The organism is Virgibacillus alimentarius (assembly GCF_017874635.1).
Lineage (GTDB): Bacteria > Bacillota > Bacilli > Bacillales > Amphibacillaceae > Virgibacillus_B > Virgibacillus_B alimentarius.
Window position 1 is genome coordinate 21,535 of record NZ_JAGIKX010000004.1, and the last position, 17,279, is coordinate 38,813.

Here is a 17,279-nt window from a genome sequence, read left to right on the forward strand (position 1 = left end):
TAAAATGGGAAACCATCATGACCATTCACACCATCATACTAATAATGTGCGTGTGCTTTTTTTTAGCTTTTTGATTATCTTCATATTTATGATTATTGAAGCAATTGGAGGTTTTCTAACCAACAGTCTTGCTTTATTATCTGACGCTGGACATATGCTAAGTGATGCTGCGGCATTAGGTTTAAGTTTAATTGCTTTTAAAATCGGAGAACGAAAGGCAACCGAAGAAAAAACATATGGGTACAAACGCTTTGAAATTATTGCCGCTTTTATCAATGGTATCACCTTAATTGCTATTTCCCTGTACATTTTTTACGAAGCTTTTCACCGATTCGTCGAGCCGCCAAATGTCAGTGCGAGTATGATGATTATTGCTTTTATTGGTTTAGTAGTGAATATTGTAGTCGCATGGATGTTAATGCGTGGAGATTCTAAGGACAATTTAAATATCAAAAGCGCTTTGCTTCATGTACTGGGGGACCTATTAGGTTCAATTGGAGCCATTGTTGCCGGTTTGTTAATCCTTTTTTTCAATTGGAATATTGCAGATCCAATAGCAAGCGTTCTTGTCTCTGTACTAATTTTGTATTCAGGAATTCGTATTACAAAAGACGCAATCCATATACTAATGGAAGGAAAACCGAATCATGTCGATGTGGATGAACTAAAAAAATCTTTATCCGAATTAGACGGGGTAGAAAATGTTCACGACCTGCATGTTTGGTCGATTACATCTGAGTTTCCTGCAATGAGCTGCCATTTAGTAGTTGGTGATGACATTGACCGTGATCATTTACTGGTTGAAGCGAATAAAGTGGTTACAAGTAATTTCCAAATAGCGCACTGCACTTTGCAAATTGAAGGAAGTCACATAAACATTCATGAAAAATGCGATTCTTGTGATTCGTTTTAGGGATTTAAAATAAATAAAAGATGAGGTTTTTAAATGGGAACACATACATTTTCAAAGCAAGAGGAAATTGCGCATGCCATTACACATGGGATCGGGGTTCTGCTTAGTATTGCAGGATTAGTCTTATTAATTATTTTTGCCTCTCTTGAGGGAGACGTCTGGCAAATTATTTCCGGGATCGTATTTGGTACAACCATGCTGCTCATGTACATTGCTTCCACTGTAGTTCATAGTTTACCTAAAGGAAAATGGAAAGACATCTTTCAAATCTTTGATCATTCTTCCATTTATCTCTTTATTGCCGGAACATACACTCCTTTTCTGCTTGTTCACTTACGAGGAGATGTAGGATGGACACTGTTCGGTGTGATCTGGGGAATTGCAATTGTCGGTGTTGTATTTAAAATATTTTTCGTAAAAAAGTTCATTCTCTTGTCGACACTTTTCTATCTGTTCATGGGATGGCTCATTGTACTAGTGTGGGAGCCGTTAACATCGATTGTGCCTAGCAACGGAATTACTTTATTAATGATTGGAGGGATTCTCTATAGTGTAGGAGCTATTTTTTTCATATGGCGAAGTTTACCGTATCATCACGCCGTATGGCATTTGTTTGTTATAGCGGGATCCGCTTTCCACTTCTTCTCTATTTTTTATTACGTCATATAGAATGCGAAAGGCTGTGAAGGGCACTCCCCCCTCGCAGCCTTCTTTTTAAAATGGGAATTTATTGAGCCACTGGCCTCCATCCATTTTATGGAATATGTCAAAATTTTTTGCATTTAAAAGGGCCCTGAATCAGTTTATCTTCAGAACCCAATCAATCCATTCATTTTTAGGCATAAGATGTGGATGCTTCTGCATTTATTGGTATATGTTTAAAAGATGTAACATCAAATAATCCCTGATCTGTCAATTTAATTTCTGGTATTACCGGCAAAGCCATAAAGGACAAGGTGATAAAAGGATTAAAATCACCATAAAAACCAATTATTTCCAATGCATCTTCTAATTGATGCAATCCTTTATTAACGGTATGAAATTCCTGTTCTGAAATAAGACCTGCGATCGATAGGGATAGTGAAGCAAGTATTTTTCCATTTTCTACTACAACTAATCCCCCGCGCATTTCCTTAATCTTATTAACTGCGCTTAGAAGATCATCATCATTTGTTCCTGCTGCAACAAGATTATGCGAATCATGTGCAAATGTAGAAGCAATAGCACCTGATTTAATTTTTAAACCGTGTAAAATACCAAGACCTACACGCTCTTTCCGATCGTGTCTTTCGATTACTGCCATTTTTAATAGGTCGTTTCGAATGGAGGCTTGAAAACAGCCATGCTCTACATCTACTATCTGTGTTCTATGTTTGGTCACAATACTGTTAGGAATAATAGATATAATATTTGCCTTTTGGTCTTTGCATAGCTTTATTTGCAGATCTTCCCTTGTGATCCCTTTCATCTGTACACTATTCATTAATTTTGAAGAAGGCTTCACTGTATTTTTATAGGTTGATATACATTGACCGCATTTAGCAACAGATACTCCTTTTACAAAAGTTTCATCGATATCCATTTCCTCTAGATTATCTAGAAGTAAAAAGTCTGCATCATATCCAGGAGCAATAGCGCCTTTCGTTTTTAAATGAAAGTATTCAGCTGCATTCAATGTAGCCATTTGAATGGCGGTAATTGGGTTGATTCCATGTTGGATGGTCACGCGTACATTGTGATCGATACTGCCTTCTTCAAGCAAGTCATTTAGATGTTTATCATCTGTAACAAATAAACAGCGCCGAGCATTTTTTTCATTTACAGCATGCAACAGTGTTTTTAAATCCCGAGAAGCTGACCCTTCACGAAGCATCACGTACATCCCTCGCTTGAGTCTGTCTTTTGCTTCTTGAACAGTAGTACATTCATGATCACTGCCGATCCCTGCTGCCATATAAACATTAATGCCATTTGGATCAATACCAGCTGCATGACCATCGATGATTTTATGATGATTCATTGCATCTACTAATTTATCCAGCATGCCATCGTCTCCATTTAAGACAGCTGGATAATCCATTACTTCTCCTAGACTGATTACTCTTTTTTGATCATAAAAAGGAAGTAAATCTTTTGCTGTAAGAATTGCTCCGGCATTTTCAAATGGAGTAGCAGGAACACATGATGGAATGCCAAACAACACATCAAGTGGGATGTCAGCTGAGGCATCCATCATAAATTGAATCCCCTCAGTACCACTAACATTCGCAATTTCATGAGGATCTGCTATAACGGTTGTAACACCATGAGGTAACACTACATTCGCAAATTCTGCCGGTGTAACCATCGCCGATTCAATATGAACATGTCCGTCAATAAATCCCGGTGCGATAAATTTCCCCTCTGCATCAATCATATGCTCTCCTTCAAAACTACCGATACCCGCAAAGACCCCATCAACAATTGCGAGGTCTGCTTCTATTATTTCTTGATTAAAAACATCAATAATTTTGCCGTTTCGTACAACGATATCAGCTGGGACTTTTTTAGCTGCCACTGCAATTCTTTTTCCTAATACCTTTTTATCCAATAAGGACCCTCCTTGTATTTTATGTTTAGTGTCCCCCTACAATAAAATGGATGATAAATGCTATACTGATGAAATATACAATCCAGTGTATTTCTTTAAATCTACCTGTTAACATTTTTAATGCTGTGTACGTAACAAACCCAAAAGCAAGTCCTGTAGCAATACTGTATGTGAGCGGCATCATAACGATGGTGAGAAAGACCGGAATTACGTTTGTGTAGTCATCGAATTTTATATTTGCAATTTCCGTAAGCATTAGGGCACCTACAATGATAAGAATCGGAGCGGTTGCCATACTAGGAATAAATCCAATTAAAGGTGCAAATAAGAGCGATACTAAAAATAAAACCCCAACCGTTAATGAGGTCAAACCAGTCCTGCCGCCTTCGGAAATACCTGTGGCGTTTTCTACATAAGCATTAAGTGCTGTACTTCCAAATGTCGCACTTGCCATTGTACCAAAAGAATCAGCCTGAAGTGCTTTATCAAGATCTTGGATATTACCATCCTTGTCTGTTAAGCCTGCTTTTTTCGTTAAGCCAATCAATGTTGCCAGGTTATCAAATAATTCCACAATGGTGAAAGAAAAAATAACAGCGATCACGCCATACCCAACAGCTCCCATAATATCCATCTGCATGAAAGTCTCAGACATACTTGGCAATTTAAACGAAATAATATCTCCAATCCCTTTAGGGACAGCTGCAGCACCACCGATCATCGCAATAATGGTAGTAGTTGCGATCGTAATCAAAAGCCCTCCTTTTATATTTTTTGCCATTAAAAATCCAGCTATGATGACACCGATTATCGCTATTAAAGGACCTGCTTTTGTCACGTCGCCCAAGCTGACAACGGTTGATTCATCCGTAACAACTAAACCAGCATTCTGAAATCCGATAAATGCAATAAATAAACCGATTCCTACACCAATTGCTGACTTCAATGGGGCAGGAACTCCTTCTACAATTTTTGTCCGGATTCCGGTTACAGTTAAAATAAAGAACACGAGTCCGGATATAAACACAGCACCAAGAGCGGTTTGCCATGTTAGTCCCTCACCGATGACAACGGTATACGTAAAGAATGCGTTCAAGCCCATTCCGGGTGCAATAGCAACAGGATAGTTTACCCAAAGTGCAAACAAGAGCGTACAAAAAACACTCGCATAAATCGTTGCGGCTAGAGCAGCTTCATGTGGAATACCTGCATCAGCTAAAATCATCGGATTTACAATAATAATATAACTCATTGCTAAAAACGAAGTAATGCCGGCTATAATTTCCGTTCTGGCTTTTGTTCCTCTTTCGGATAGCTTAAATACCTTCTCTAATAACCCCTTTTGATTAGGACCTACAGTATTACTTTTTTCCTGGATATCTTCCGCTTGTTTTGACACATCATCATCCCCCTATCTTCGTATTGAATCCATCCTTTGCTAACGCAACATATACATATAACAGTAAGTTGTATATTTCGGCCTGCATTCACCTCCTTAGATAATTATTTAAGAGAACTGCATAAATCCATATCCTTGAAATGATTAAAAAGTGATCGCTAAAGAAGAAATATTAAACGAAGAAATAAATTTACGCTGATTGTTTACATGAAGAGAAGTTTTTGTACAAATTAAGCGTTGAAGAGCTTGTATCATAATGCAATCTATATATTTTAAAGAAAAGGAGAATGTTTAATAATAAAGATGCTCTGATGTAAAAGCATCTTTATTATCAACAAGGCTTTTAAATGATGAAATGGAGGATAAACGCTGCTGTAACAAAATACATAACGGGATGGATCTGTTTCATTTGTCCGGTACCTAGTTTCAATAACGTATAAGAGATGAAACCAAATGCAAGACCTTCGGCTATACTAAATGTAAGCGGCATCATAATAATCGTGAGCATAACAGGTATGACAATGGTAAAGTCATCAAATGCAATATTTTTAATTTCCGGAAGCATAAATGCCCCAACAAGAATTAAAGCAGGTGCAATAGCTTCAGTTGGAATATAAGAAATCAAAGGAGCGATAAACAACGTACATCCAAATAACGCTGCTACTACAAGCGCTTTTAAACCGGTTCTTCCACCTTCAGCAATACCAGTCGCATTCTCTGCATAGGCATTTAAAGCTGTCCCACCCAAAGAAGCACTTAAAAGAGTCCCGGCGGCATCGGCCTGCAACGCACGATCAATCCCATCAATTTTTCCGTCCTTACGAACAAGTTTTGCTTTTTTAGCAAATCCAATGAGTGTTCCTGTATTATCAAATAATTCAACAAGCGTAAAAGAAAGAATAATGGAAACAATGCCAAATCCAACAGCTGCTCCTAAATCCATTGCTAAGAAGGTTTCACTGAAACTAGGAATATTTAATGAAAATACTTCTCCAATACTGCTTGGAGAATCTGTATAACCTACAATCATCGAAACGGCAGACGTCAGGAGTATGGCAAGTAGCAAACCTCCTTTTACATTTCTGGCAGTTAATATCCCTGCTATAATAAGGCCAAATAATGAAAGTAAAGGTCCCGTAGCTGTTATATCCCCTATTGCTACGATATTCGATTCATCAGAAATAACTAATCCAGCATTCTGAAGACCGAGAAAGGTAATAAACAAACCAATTCCTACCGTTATCGCGGATTTTAAAGAATCTGGAATGCCGTAGATAATCATTGTTCGTATCCCTGTAATTGTAAGGATAAGAAAGACAATCCCCGATATAAATACAGCACCTAACCCTGCCTGCCAAGTCAATCCCTCACCAATTACAACGGTATATGTAAAGAATGCGACCAGTCCGATCCCCGGTGCCACAGCAGCAGGGAAATTGGACCACAAGGCAAATACAATGGTAGCAAATAAAGCAACAAAAATGGTTGCTGCAAGTGTAGCATCTCGTGGCATCCCTGCGTCCGCAAGCATCATTGGAATGACAAAGATAATATAACTCATCGAAACAAAGGTAGTTATACCTGCGAGAATTTCAGTTTTCACATCTGTTGCCCGCTCGGTTAGTTTAAAAAACTGATCCAAGCCTGATTGTTGTTTATTTTTACCGATTTTCACTTCAATTTCTGGCTGCCTCTTTTCTTCAGGGTGTCTGTCATATTTTATTTCTTGTTCCTGTCCTAGATTTGACATACTATTTTCCCTCCCAAAATCTTTGGCTACAGTAGATGGACGAAACATGGATTGGTGAAAATACGATTTATTCCTTTATCACTTCCTTTATCATCTCAGCGATAACGCTAGTTAAAATATATTCTCCATTTTTCATTTCCAGATGAATACCTTGTTAAAAACGGACGCACAATAAAGTGACTATTCTGAAAATTACGTGTGAGCACATACATCACCTGCGAAATGTAAACGACATATCGTCTATTACTTTCTTTGGTTGAATCAAGAAAGCAAAAAAACCACAGCAATCCCTGCATTAACAGGAATTTGCTGCGGTTCATTCTTTTCCGATAAACAGAAATGCACGATACCGCCACAAAATATTTAGAAATAAATGCGTATGAACACTTTTACTTCGTTGGAAATATTTTATTTACTATCTATTAATGTAAACGTTTTATTTTTGTTTGTCAAGTTGGAATTTTTATAATCTTTTGGTTATACATGGATACTGCTGATATAATAAGAAAAGCTCACCTTTTATTGTATCGGTTCAATGAACACATCCATAATTCCGCCGCAAATTCCACCATCTTCATAAAATAAACCTTGGGTTAAGTCCACTTGATGCTGCATGGGAATACCTCTCTCTATGACCGCAAAAGACTTTTCAATTACTTCTCCCTCACCACAGCCTCCACCGATGGTACCGTCGATGTCTCCATCTGAATAAATGATCATTTTTGCACCGGTTTCCCTCGGTATGGACCCTTTCGTTCTAATAATGGTGGCAACTGCGGCGCGCTTACTTTCTTTGCGAGCAGACATCACCTTCTCATAAAAATCAATCTTATTCATTTTCTCGATCTCTCCCGAAAAATTAATTTTGAATAACTCGATATTTTTTCTTTTAAAGAACTCCCACTGGCTTGATTTTTCACCTTTAAAATTTCTGCTAAAATACTAATTGCAATTTCTACAGGGGTCTGTGCACCAACATCAAGACCTACAGGGGAATAAATATTAATAAAGTTATGGTCTGTAAATTCATCTTTCAGTTGTTCAAACACACCAGAAATTCTTCTTCTGCTGCCTATCATTCCGATATATACGGTACGTTCTTCTACATCCAACATTTCTTCACGTTTTAATAACTCTTGTAAACTGACAACATCAAATTTATGCCCCCGTGTTAATAATAGTATATAAGTTTCTGATGTAATGGGAACATTTCTGAAAAAATCAATATACGATGAACAGACAACTTCATCTGCATATGGAAACTTTTTAGTATTCGCAAATTCCTTGCGGTCATCAATAACCGTTACATAAAAACCGAGCATTTTGCCTACTTCGGCGACAGGTTCTGATACATGCCCAGCTCCTGCCACAATTAAATGTGGAGGAACTGGAAAAATTTCTACGTAACATTCTATATGTGTGTTGCGATAAACAACATCAATTGTTTTTGTTTTCTTTTGTTCTAATAATGGCAGACAATTCTCTATTATTTTCTGCTGGAAGTCTTGCGGCATTTTACTTTCATCGTATAAAGTTCCATCCTTATAAAGAATAATTTTTGCGCCGATGAAAGATATTTCTGGATGATTCGTAATTGTAATGAGAACGGCATCGTTATGCTCATTAACTGCTTTTGTAAGCCTTTTAAATAACTCCTCGCTCATCATTGGGATCACCTCGAAATAAGCGATGGCTTTTTCGTTGCCTGCATAGCATGATAAATACGTTCTGGAGTGGCTGGCAGACGGTTAATTCGTGCTCCTGTCGCGTCATGAATTGCTGCCATGATTGCTGGAATGATTGGTATCATGACAACCTCAGCAATTCCCTTTGCCCCAAACGGTCCGGTTTCCTCATTAGACTCTACTGGTATTGTTACAATCTCAGGCGTTTCCCGAATAGTCGGTATAATGTAATCTGCAAAATTTTTCGTTTTATGCATCCCATCTTCGATCAGCACATCTTCATACAAGGTGTAGCCAATTCCCATAACGGCACCACCCTCCGATTGTCCTTCAAGACCTTGTGGATTTAAGACTTTTCCCGCATCTGGAATCGCTACGACTTTCAGGACATCTGTTTGTCCTGTGAGTGTATCCACTTCTACCATTACAACGTGTGTCATATAGCCGTATAAGTGATGGGGAGCACCGCCAGAGTTTCGAAGTTCTTCTTTTTCTTTTGGCAAATAAAAGTGACCTTCTACTCGTGTTGATTTACGTTTATCTAATAAAATTTCACAAATTTGCTTATATGTTACAAACTGGCTTTCATCCCCTGCGACCATTAATTTATTGTTGGCCAGCTCTATTTCAGATTTGGGTACATCTAAGATTTCTGCGGCAGTTTCTGAAAGCAAATTAATCATGTTGGGCGCGGCTGTTGCGATTGCTCGACCACCAGTGTATGTTGACCTAGAAGCGGAAATAGTGCCGCTATCGAGTGTTTTTGTTGTATCACCCTGGACAACGATGATATGATCAAGACTGCATTTGAGACACTCCGCAGCAACTTGTGCGTAAACCGTTCCATTTCCAGTACCAATTTCTTCAATGGCTACTCCGACTTTAAATCGACCATCCTCAAGCAGTTCCATGGTAGCCGCTCCATAATCAGGGCTGCCAAGACCCATCCCCACACCATGAAACGAAGTAGCTATTGCAACACCTCTCTTCTTCCATGGTTCACTAACTTGGGATTTATATAAATCTCTATTTTTCCACAGGTCACATTGTTCAGCTTTCTCTAATGTTTCGATTGTACCAACGCTCGATTTGACAACATGACCTAAGCTTGAAACATCGCCCTGGCGGTATGCATTTTTCTTTCTAATCTCAACGGGATCAAGACCTGTTTTTTCTGCCAGCATATCGATATGTGTTTCAATCCCTGTGCAAACTTGATTTACTCCAAAACCACGAAAAGCACCTGCAATTCCATTATTTGTATAGACGCAAAAACCTTCCATATCAACATTCGGAATTTTATAAGGTCCTGATGCGTGTTCGATAGCCAGTGCAGTTACTGCACCTCCAAGTGAAGCATATGCACCTGTATCTGCAATAGCACATACTTTATTTGCTACTAGGCTTCCATCCTTGGTTGCACCTGTTTTAACAGTAACTTTAAAAGGATGGCGTTTGATTCCGGCAAGTACAGATTCTTCACGACTTAAGTGAATTTTGACTGGTCTGCCGCTAATGTTATGTGCTAATAATGCAAGGTGAATCTGTACCGTAATCTCATCTTTTCCTCCAAAGCCACCACCATTTGGACTGGAGTAAACATGAATTCTTTCCGGATTTAATGCAAGAGCCCGCGCGATTTGCAATTTGTCTCTGTGGCCATATTGTGCAGGGCATTGTATCATGAGTGAACCATCAGGCTTAAGCATTCCCCAGCCGCCCTCTGTTTCAATAAAAGCATGCATTTGTCTTGGTGAATAAAAAGTGTTCTCGAATATATAGTCTGCCTCTTCAAAACCTTTATCAATATCTCCATTACGAATAGACACATGGCTGTGGATATTTCCATCTGGATGGAGCTTGGGAGCGCCTTGAACCATTGCCTTTTCAGCGTCAGTAACAGGGTCAAGCACTTCATAGTCCACCTCAATTAATTCAAGAGCCGATTCGGCTGCTTCAAGTGTTTCTGCCCCTACAAGAGCCACAGCGTCTCCTGTACACCGAACAACATTTTCGCATAAAACAGGCTGATCTGGTGTTACAATTCCAAAACCATTAAAACCTGGGATATCCTTATGTGTAAGCACACAAACCACATCCGGATGAGCTTCCGCCTTTGTTGTATCAATTGATTTGATCTTAGCAAAGGGATACTTTGCGCGCAATACTTTTCCCCACACCATATTTGGATAGTTATAATCCGTTTTATATTTCTGTTCCCCTGTCACTTTTTCAGGTCCATCGATTCTTTTTACAGGTTTACCGACCCATTGTAAATTTTGCTTATCTTTGTATGCTTGTGTTTCTTCCACTTGTTTACTCATCTTTCATCCCACCTTTTCATTAAACGGTATAACCCGCGCTCTAACAATGCACTTGCCATGCTCCGTCTATATTTGGCACTTGCTCTAACATCTGAAATGGGCATCACTTCTTTCCAGGCAGCTCCTGCTATATCCTGAATTGCTTCATCATGGAGCGGATTTATGGTAAGCATCCTTTCACATTTTTCAGATCGAACGATTGTTGGCGCGACTGAACCAAATGCGATTTTTCCGCCGAGACATTCTCTGGACTTTTCACCCATTTTTAATGAAATGGCGACATTAACAATAGAAATGGATTGCGCCTTACGCGGTCCTAGCTTTTCAAAAATACCAATTTCATTCTCCGTTTGCGGGCGTATGATAATATTTGTAATCATTTCCTCTTGTGCTTGCACGGTTCTGCCCGGTCCCACAAAAAATTCATTGATAGGTACAATTCGTTTTTCCATCAATGAGGTTAGTTCAATTTGCGCATCGAGGACGAAAAGAGTTGGTATGGTATCCCCTGCCGGTGAAGCAGTGGCAATATTTCCCCCAATGGTTCCCATATTTTGCAGTTGTACGGCACCAACTTCTTTTGAGGCGGCTGTTAATACATCTGCTTTTTTTTGAAGTAATCCTGAATGGACAATATCTGTATGTGTCGTGAGTGGCCCAATGTGGATTCCATTCTCCTCTTCCTTAATATAACGAAGTGAATCCAGTTGTTTGATATTAATCCACGTATCTGGTAGCCAAGCACCATCTTTCATACGAACAACTGCATCTGTTCCACCTGCAATAAAACGCGATGTTTTATCCTTTTCGCCAAGATGGTATAGGCATTCTTCAACCGTTTGTGGTGAAATCATTTCTATTTCTGAAACTTTCATGGTAAGCCCCCTTCAGAAAAATTTTTAAGATAATCCTCTGGTTTGTTAAAGTTAAACAGAATGGATGGATCCTGAACTTCTAAATACATGATACGCTCAGCATAATCACTGACAATTTGTCTTAATCCTTTTGTATTTTCGCGAACAGCTAATAAGTCATCTTTCAAATTGCCGTGGAATAAAATTGGATGTCCCCGTTTATTTTCGTAAACAGGTATGATCGCTGCAGATTGAATTAATTTATCTGACATCTTCGTTAAGGTATGACTTGGCACGGGCTGGTCTACGTTACATATGAAAATACCTTTCGCATTATCAGAAACATTTGATGCTCCAATTCGAATGGATGAGCTCTTTCCTTGCTTGTAATGATCATTTCTTACAATTTTCAAATGATCATACTGCGTCATCACTGAATGAAGCTGGTCTGCTTGGTAGCCAAGAACAACAACAATTTCACGTACTCTCGCCTGGTGTATTTGTTCGATTTGGTATTCGATCAGTGTTTTTCCTTGCCACGGAAGTAAAGCCTTTAATTTTCCCATTCGGCTGGAGAAACCTGCCGCAAGCAATATTGCCGACATTCCTTTTTTATTCAATTCGTCGTCTCTTCCATCGTAAGTTGTTTCCTTGCGGCTGTTTGTACTGCTTTCATTATTTTGGTGTATCCGGTGCATCGACAAAGGTTGCCCCCAAGTGCTGTTTTAACTTCATCATCAGTAGGAACATGGTTTATACCGTCTAAGAATGACCTGGAAGATACAATCAATCCAGGTGTACAATACCCACACTGTGTTGCACCTTCATCAACAAATGCTTGCTGTACAACATCCATATTCGACGTTAAACCTATCCCCTCAACAGTGATAACGCTTACATCGTGTATTTGACCTATTAAAACAAGACAAGAACAAACAGAAACTCCATCCAGTAACACAGTACAAGATCCACACTCCCCCTTGCCGCAACATTCTTTGCTGCCTGTTAAATCAAATTCATCTCTAAGTACATCCAATAATGTTTTTGTTGGTGCACAATTCACAGAGACATTTTTTCCATTAACTTTAAAATGAATGTCTTTCAAACGATCAACCTCCATGTATTTTGTATAGAAGCCATTTTCAATAGTTTTGGATAATGATTTGTTTGAGGATTACAGGGAAGATTCATAGAACACAGAAGTACGTAAAAAAAGGTGCCATTAAAAAGCTACGAAAAGGTGCCTCACACAAAATGAAGGCGCCTTTTCGTAGCTAAGGTTTACGGTTCCCTGTAGAAACCCCCAAACGAATATTGAGGTTATACGAAAAACGGCTCTTTACAAATGAAAATGACATATTTTTGTAATTGTTTAAATTATATCCGGCGTATACTTTTTTGTCAATATACAATTTTCTAAAAATTACAGGAATTAGCTTGATTATGTTTACAAAATTCTTTAAGAAATCATTCTCTTTCCTTTTATTTTTCATGCTATAATTGCTTAGTAGCTTTATCTATTAGTAGAAAGGTTGGCATCAATGAACAGAAGAACTTTTTTAAAAAAGGCATTTGGGAGCTTTTTAGCTTTCATTGGGCTTAGCGGTGGAACTTACTATTATGCACGCGAAATAGAACCTTCTTTACTTGACGTTCATAAAAAAACAATTACTTCATCCAATCTATCAAAAAGTTTTAATGACTTTAAAATCGTTCAATTTTCAGATACCCATATCGGTTTTCACTATACACTCGAGCAATTTAATGAGTTGGTAGAGAAAATAAATAAATTAAACCCAAATTTAATTGTTTTCACCGGCGATTTGGTCGATGAGCCAAACAATTTTCATAATAAGGGAGAGCTGACTGAAGCTTTAAAAAAACTAACATGTACACACGGTAAATATTGGATTTATGGCAATCATGATCATGGCGGTTATGGCACAAACAAGATGAAGAAGATCATGGATCAAGCCGACTTTCATCTGCTAAAAAATGAACATGCACGGATCGAAGAAAGTAACGATCAATTTATTTTAGGCGGTATTGATGATGTTATGCTTGGAAGTCCAAATTTAAAACAAACTTTAAGAAAGGCAAACCCCGACTTATTTACGGTTATTCTGGCCCATGAACCTGATTATGCAGATACAACCCGCAAATTCCCTGTAGATATTCAGTTATCAGGTCATAGTCACGGAGGTCAAGTTCGCTTTCCATTTTTGGGACATTTATATACCCCCCTCTATGCAGAGAAGTATGTACAGGGCGAATATCAGTTTACCAACGAAAGATTAACACTTTACGTCAATAGAGGAATCGGCACAACGAGATTGCCATACCGCTTTTTATGCAAACCCGAAATACATGAATATACATTACAATCAAGCAAATAAGGAAAAATGCATTCCGTTGGCAACATCCAACCAAATGCATTTTTTTGTGTCAAATAAATAATTATATTGCAAGTAGACGAGCTTTACGTTAAGCTTAATTTATGACAAATGAAGAAAGGAGAATTTTCCCATGGGTGAACAAATTCCTTTACATGAACTCGCTAAAGCTATCTATACCATTAATAGACATGCTAAAACTGCCCCAGAACCTAAGCATTTATACTATATAAAAAAGAAAACCATTCAGCGATTACTCCAGGAAAAACGTGCAACAAAGATTGGCCTTCACTTTTCAGACCATCCAAAACGGAGTAACCAACACTCCACTTCACTTGTTAAAGTGGATAATTATTATTTTCATGTCCCTCCAACCAAAACAGATTTTAAGGAACTTAAGCATCTAGGTACACTCGATCAAAGTTATCGAAACCCAAAAACGAGAATGTCGCTTTCACAGGCTAAAAGGATCATCTACCGCTATATCGATTGGAAGCCTAAGAAGCACCGCCATCAGAAAAAGCAATATACATCTCCTTATTACACCCCTTCATCCTTAGGTAAAATGGAGTGGCCTCCTAGAAGAACATAATCCTGTACTTCCTGTATATACTCCCATGTTTTAATATTTCCTTTTAAAGGTATATGTAATAAAGGAAGGGTATCATTTTGATTAAATGAAAGGACTTCACTTATGAAATATGCAAAACAAATACATATTTTAAAGGATCATTATGGCAAACTTTCAGCGGATGAAAAAGAATTGGTAATACATTTAGTACCGCCCGAACATGAAACACCGGAGGACATGGATAGAAGAAGTACAAGTTCAATTCAAGTGACGAATACGAAAATATGAGGCTGTTCCTTAAAGGTGCTTACTTTTTTTCAGCCTCTTTTATGGTTTAATTATTTCTTTTTAAAACCCGTTGAAGACTGTGATATAAGATCATAATACCTCCCCAAATAGCGAGGCACTGCAATGTTATTTTTAACAAATTCAATAAGCTATCAGAAAGATCACCCAAGAATAACACGACGGTAAAAAAAATGGCAACAACGAATAAGCTGCTTGTCAAGTAGCTTAAGAATCGAATAGACCGAAGCATGACAAACCATGACATGATAGGTTTTATCATGAGATAGCTTATGCAGACCCCTAAAAAAACCAATATAAAATAGATGTACTCCGCTTGAATAGTAACGAAGGAATAAAGCAGTACATAAAGCCAGTCCGAATGGGTCATAGAATTCACTTCTTTCACAATGGTAATGCAAAACGTTAGAATGATAAGATCGTTATGATCCAGTTTAAACTTTCATAGCGCTTGTTATACATGATGTACAAAAAAGAAACTAAAAAACCAGAAACGGCATCCCATGCTTTCTGGCTTTTTTAATTCAAGAATTTATTTATGTTCGACTACGATAGTTCAAGATTTTTTCGTTTATGATCAACTAAATCTGTTTGCTTCTTTTCCAACTTCATTTCAATTTGACTAATCTTTTTTTCATCAGCCAATAATGCTTTTTTATTTTCTTGAACAAGTTGTTCAAATGAATACATTTTTGATCGCATATTTTATACACTCCTTTTCTTTCCCTTCATTTTAATTATAACCAATTTCTCCGGAAATAAATCATAATTATGTGAACAATTTAGTAAAATTTAAAAAATTTGATATTTCTTTATATATTTTTAACGTATATTTTGAAATAGTAAAGAATGAAAATGATATAATAGGAATACATTAAAAAAGAAGATGCTTAGCTATTTCTCTGTCACATTCTTCTTTCGGCTATATCGATTTAACATTCTATCTAGTTCCTGGCTTAATTTAATTGATTCTTTACTCGTAAATCCTTTTTCTATAGCTACCGTCATCATCTTGTTGCGTAAAACCTCGATATGTTCAAGTAATTTTTCAGATGTACACATTTAATTAAGATAGTCTCCTCTTTATGTATTATTGTATTGTCAGCAAAAATATACTTTCCGATGCTTTTTCTTTTCGTTTTCATCAACGAATTAAAAAATATTATTTTCCAATGTAGGAATAGATTTCGGTTCTTCCTCACACAAATGTACCTTTGACAGTTTAACATATAAAGAGGAAAAATAGAATTTGGATCATGATATAAAAAATGTATTCATTATACCGATTATAGAACAATCGTTCTTATATGTAAAGTTAGATAACTAAAGTGTTTTGAAAAATATATTAAATATATATAATTTAATATATATAACTGTTGTATATAATTCGAAACCTAAGAATCACTGTGCTAATATATTATATGAACTTGTTTTTTTGAGAAAGGATGTCCTCATTGACTAAGTCAAAAAAGAAAAATGAATGGGTGGAATGGATAAAAGCTATTGTAATTGCTATTGTAATTGCTTTTTTATTAAGAAATTTTGTGTTTGCAACATCTATTGTCGATGGGGATAGTATGGCCCCTACATTAGAAAACGGGGAAAGGGTTGTTTTTAATAAATTTTCTTATTTAATTGGTGACCCTGAACATGGAGATATTGTTATCATTCAGAGGCCACAAAAAAATTATGTGAAGCGTATTATTGGACTGCCTGGAGAAACAATAGAGATTGTAAATCATGATATATATATAAATGGTAAAAAATATGAAGAAAATTTTGTAAATAAAGAAGCTAAAATGCTTACTGGTAATTTTGGCCCCATTAAAATTCCAGAGGGAAGCTATTTTGTAATGGGTGATAATCGGGCCATCAGTAAGGATAGCCGAAATGGGTTGGGTTTTATTTCCAGAGATGATATTATTGGAAGGTCAGAATTTATTATTTTTCCATTTAATGAATGGGCGTTAACAAGATAAAATTAAACACATCATAAAAAGCGGAAAACGCAGGTAACATGCGAATCCGCTTTTTTACTATTATCCTTTGTCAAAAATACAATATCCAAGATTTAGCAGAATGATACCAAAGCAAGCAATACCAAAAATTGTCTCCCACATAGCTGGCACCCCCCTTGTAGCATGTATGTACACAAAATTTATTTTTTGATGAACATTGATATAAATCCTACCTTCTTATCATACCAATAAACATAACCTAAATAAAGCAAAATTTCGCTCAATCAACCGTGACAAACGTCCATACACTACATTATAGGTGTCATACAATGTAGTGTAAGTTTTATGGAGGTGAATCATGATGAGTTACGGTTATGATGGTGGTTATCACGAAGGATATTATGGATACGGATATGGTTCAAGAAACAATTTTGCGTTAATTGTAGTACTCTTTATCCTTTTAATTATTGTCGGCACAGCGTTTTATTGCTAAATTGTTACTGTATTTCAAGGCTGTTTCAATCTGAGGGCTTCTC

At 37.2% G+C, this 17,279-nt stretch carries 18 protein-coding genes and 1 riboswitch; of the genes, 7 read left to right on the forward strand and 11 right to left on the reverse strand.

Going from position 1 to position 17,279, the window contains the following annotated elements; genetic code table 11:
* Positions 1-4 precede the first annotated feature (4 nt).
* Together J2Z81_RS04345 and trhA are read left to right on the forward strand one after the other, a co-directional pair.
* On the forward strand, positions 5-913 hold the full coding sequence (locus J2Z81_RS04345) for a cation diffusion facilitator family transporter (RefSeq protein ID WP_226370799.1): 909 nt from the start codon (positions 5-7) through the stop codon (positions 911-913).
* 33 nt (positions 914-946) lie between these two features.
* Positions 947-1,582 (forward strand): PAQR family membrane homeostasis protein TrhA, encoded by a 636-nt coding sequence (trhA, locus tag J2Z81_RS04350; RefSeq protein WP_029268317.1) that lies wholly within the window; start codon positions 947-949, stop codon positions 1,580-1,582.
* 166 nt (positions 1,583-1,748) lie between these two features.
* On the opposite strand, the gene ade is transcribed toward trhA, so the two are convergent.
* The 9 genes from ade to J2Z81_RS04395 form a co-directional block, all read right to left on the reverse strand.
* Positions 1,749-3,503 carry an adenine deaminase gene (ade, locus tag J2Z81_RS04355; RefSeq protein WP_029268316.1) on the reverse strand — a complete coding sequence of 585 codons (1,755 nt, stop codon included), beginning with the start codon at positions 3,501-3,503 and terminating at the stop codon, positions 1,749-1,751.
* A 25-nt stretch (positions 3,504-3,528) separates the two neighbouring features.
* A complete protein-coding gene (locus J2Z81_RS04360; protein ID WP_226370839.1) occupies positions 3,529-4,881 on the reverse strand; it encodes an NCS2 family permease in 1,353 nt (450 codons plus the stop codon).
* A 364-nt stretch (positions 4,882-5,245) separates the two neighbouring features.
* Positions 5,246-6,652: an NCS2 family permease gene (locus J2Z81_RS04365; RefSeq protein WP_084179093.1), complete on the reverse strand. Its 1,407-nt coding sequence runs from the start codon at positions 6,650-6,652 to the stop codon at positions 5,246-5,248.
* A gap of 519 nt (positions 6,653-7,171) precedes the next feature.
* Positions 7,172-7,489: an XdhC family protein gene (locus tag J2Z81_RS04370; RefSeq protein WP_029268341.1), complete on the reverse strand. Its 318-nt coding sequence runs from the start codon at positions 7,487-7,489 to the stop codon at positions 7,172-7,174.
* Positions 7,486-8,316 (reverse strand): XdhC family protein, encoded by an 831-nt coding sequence (locus J2Z81_RS04375; protein ID WP_226370800.1) that lies wholly within the window; start codon positions 8,314-8,316, stop codon positions 7,486-7,488. Before J2Z81_RS04375 ends, J2Z81_RS04370 begins: the two co-directional genes overlap by 4 nt.
* 8 nt (positions 8,317-8,324) lie before the next feature.
* On the reverse strand, positions 8,325-10,661 hold the full coding sequence (locus tag J2Z81_RS04380; protein ID WP_226370801.1) for a xanthine dehydrogenase family protein molybdopterin-binding subunit: 2,337 nt from the start codon (positions 10,659-10,661) through the stop codon (positions 8,325-8,327).
* The gene (locus J2Z81_RS04385; RefSeq protein ID WP_029268344.1) at positions 10,658-11,536 is read right to left on the reverse strand and encodes an FAD binding domain-containing protein; all 879 of its coding nucleotides are present in this window, start codon (positions 11,534-11,536) and stop codon (positions 10,658-10,660) included. The genes J2Z81_RS04380 and J2Z81_RS04385 overlap by 4 nt, the downstream gene beginning before the upstream one ends.
* Positions 11,533-12,213, reverse strand: a complete 681-nt coding sequence (locus J2Z81_RS04390) for a nucleotidyltransferase family protein (protein ID WP_084179096.1) — start codon at positions 12,211-12,213, stop codon at positions 11,533-11,535. Before J2Z81_RS04390 ends, J2Z81_RS04385 begins: the two co-directional genes overlap by 4 nt.
* Positions 12,132-12,620 carry a (2Fe-2S)-binding protein gene (locus tag J2Z81_RS04395; RefSeq protein WP_029268346.1) on the reverse strand — a complete coding sequence of 163 codons (489 nt, stop codon included), beginning with the start codon at positions 12,618-12,620 and terminating at the stop codon, positions 12,132-12,134. The genes J2Z81_RS04390 and J2Z81_RS04395 overlap by 82 nt, the downstream gene beginning before the upstream one ends.
* Positions 12,621-12,766: 146 nt before the next feature.
* Positions 12,767-12,863, reverse strand: a riboswitch (purine riboswitch).
* Positions 12,864-13,056: 193 nt separating this feature from the next.
* On the opposite strand from J2Z81_RS04395, the gene J2Z81_RS04400 reads away from it, so the two are divergent.
* The 3 genes from J2Z81_RS04400 to J2Z81_RS04410 all read left to right on the forward strand — a co-directional run bounded on the left by J2Z81_RS04400 (position 13,057) and on the right by J2Z81_RS04410 (position 14,767).
* A complete protein-coding gene (locus tag J2Z81_RS04400) occupies positions 13,057-13,911 on the forward strand; it encodes a metallophosphoesterase (protein ID WP_029268347.1) in 855 nt (284 codons plus the stop codon).
* 130 nt (positions 13,912-14,041) lie between these two features.
* Positions 14,042-14,500 carry a YkyB family protein gene (locus tag J2Z81_RS04405; protein WP_029268348.1) on the forward strand — a complete coding sequence of 153 codons (459 nt, stop codon included), beginning with the start codon at positions 14,042-14,044 and terminating at the stop codon, positions 14,498-14,500.
* Between the two features lie 102 nt (positions 14,501-14,602).
* Positions 14,603-14,767 carry a hypothetical protein gene (locus J2Z81_RS04410; RefSeq protein ID WP_226370802.1) on the forward strand — a complete coding sequence of 55 codons (165 nt, stop codon included), beginning with the start codon at positions 14,603-14,605 and terminating at the stop codon, positions 14,765-14,767.
* A 564-nt stretch (positions 14,768-15,331) separates the two neighbouring features.
* Here J2Z81_RS04410 and J2Z81_RS04415 read toward each other — a convergent pair.
* Positions 15,332-15,487 carry an FbpB family small basic protein gene (locus J2Z81_RS04415; protein WP_084179099.1) on the reverse strand — a complete coding sequence of 52 codons (156 nt, stop codon included), beginning with the start codon at positions 15,485-15,487 and terminating at the stop codon, positions 15,332-15,334.
* Positions 15,488-15,679: 192 nt separating this feature from the next.
* Positions 15,680-15,847 (reverse strand): aspartyl-phosphate phosphatase Spo0E family protein, encoded by a 168-nt coding sequence (locus tag J2Z81_RS04420; protein ID WP_084179102.1) that lies wholly within the window; start codon positions 15,845-15,847, stop codon positions 15,680-15,682.
* Between the two features lie 392 nt (positions 15,848-16,239).
* Between J2Z81_RS04420 and lepB the strand changes: the two genes are divergently transcribed.
* Positions 16,240-16,764, forward strand: a complete 525-nt coding sequence (lepB, locus tag J2Z81_RS04425) for a signal peptidase I (RefSeq protein WP_029268349.1) — start codon at positions 16,240-16,242, stop codon at positions 16,762-16,764.
* A 340-nt stretch (positions 16,765-17,104) separates the two neighbouring features.
* A complete protein-coding gene (locus tag J2Z81_RS04430) occupies positions 17,105-17,236 on the forward strand; it encodes a YjcZ family sporulation protein (RefSeq protein ID WP_156947701.1) in 132 nt (43 codons plus the stop codon).
* Positions 17,237-17,279 lie beyond the last annotated feature (43 nt).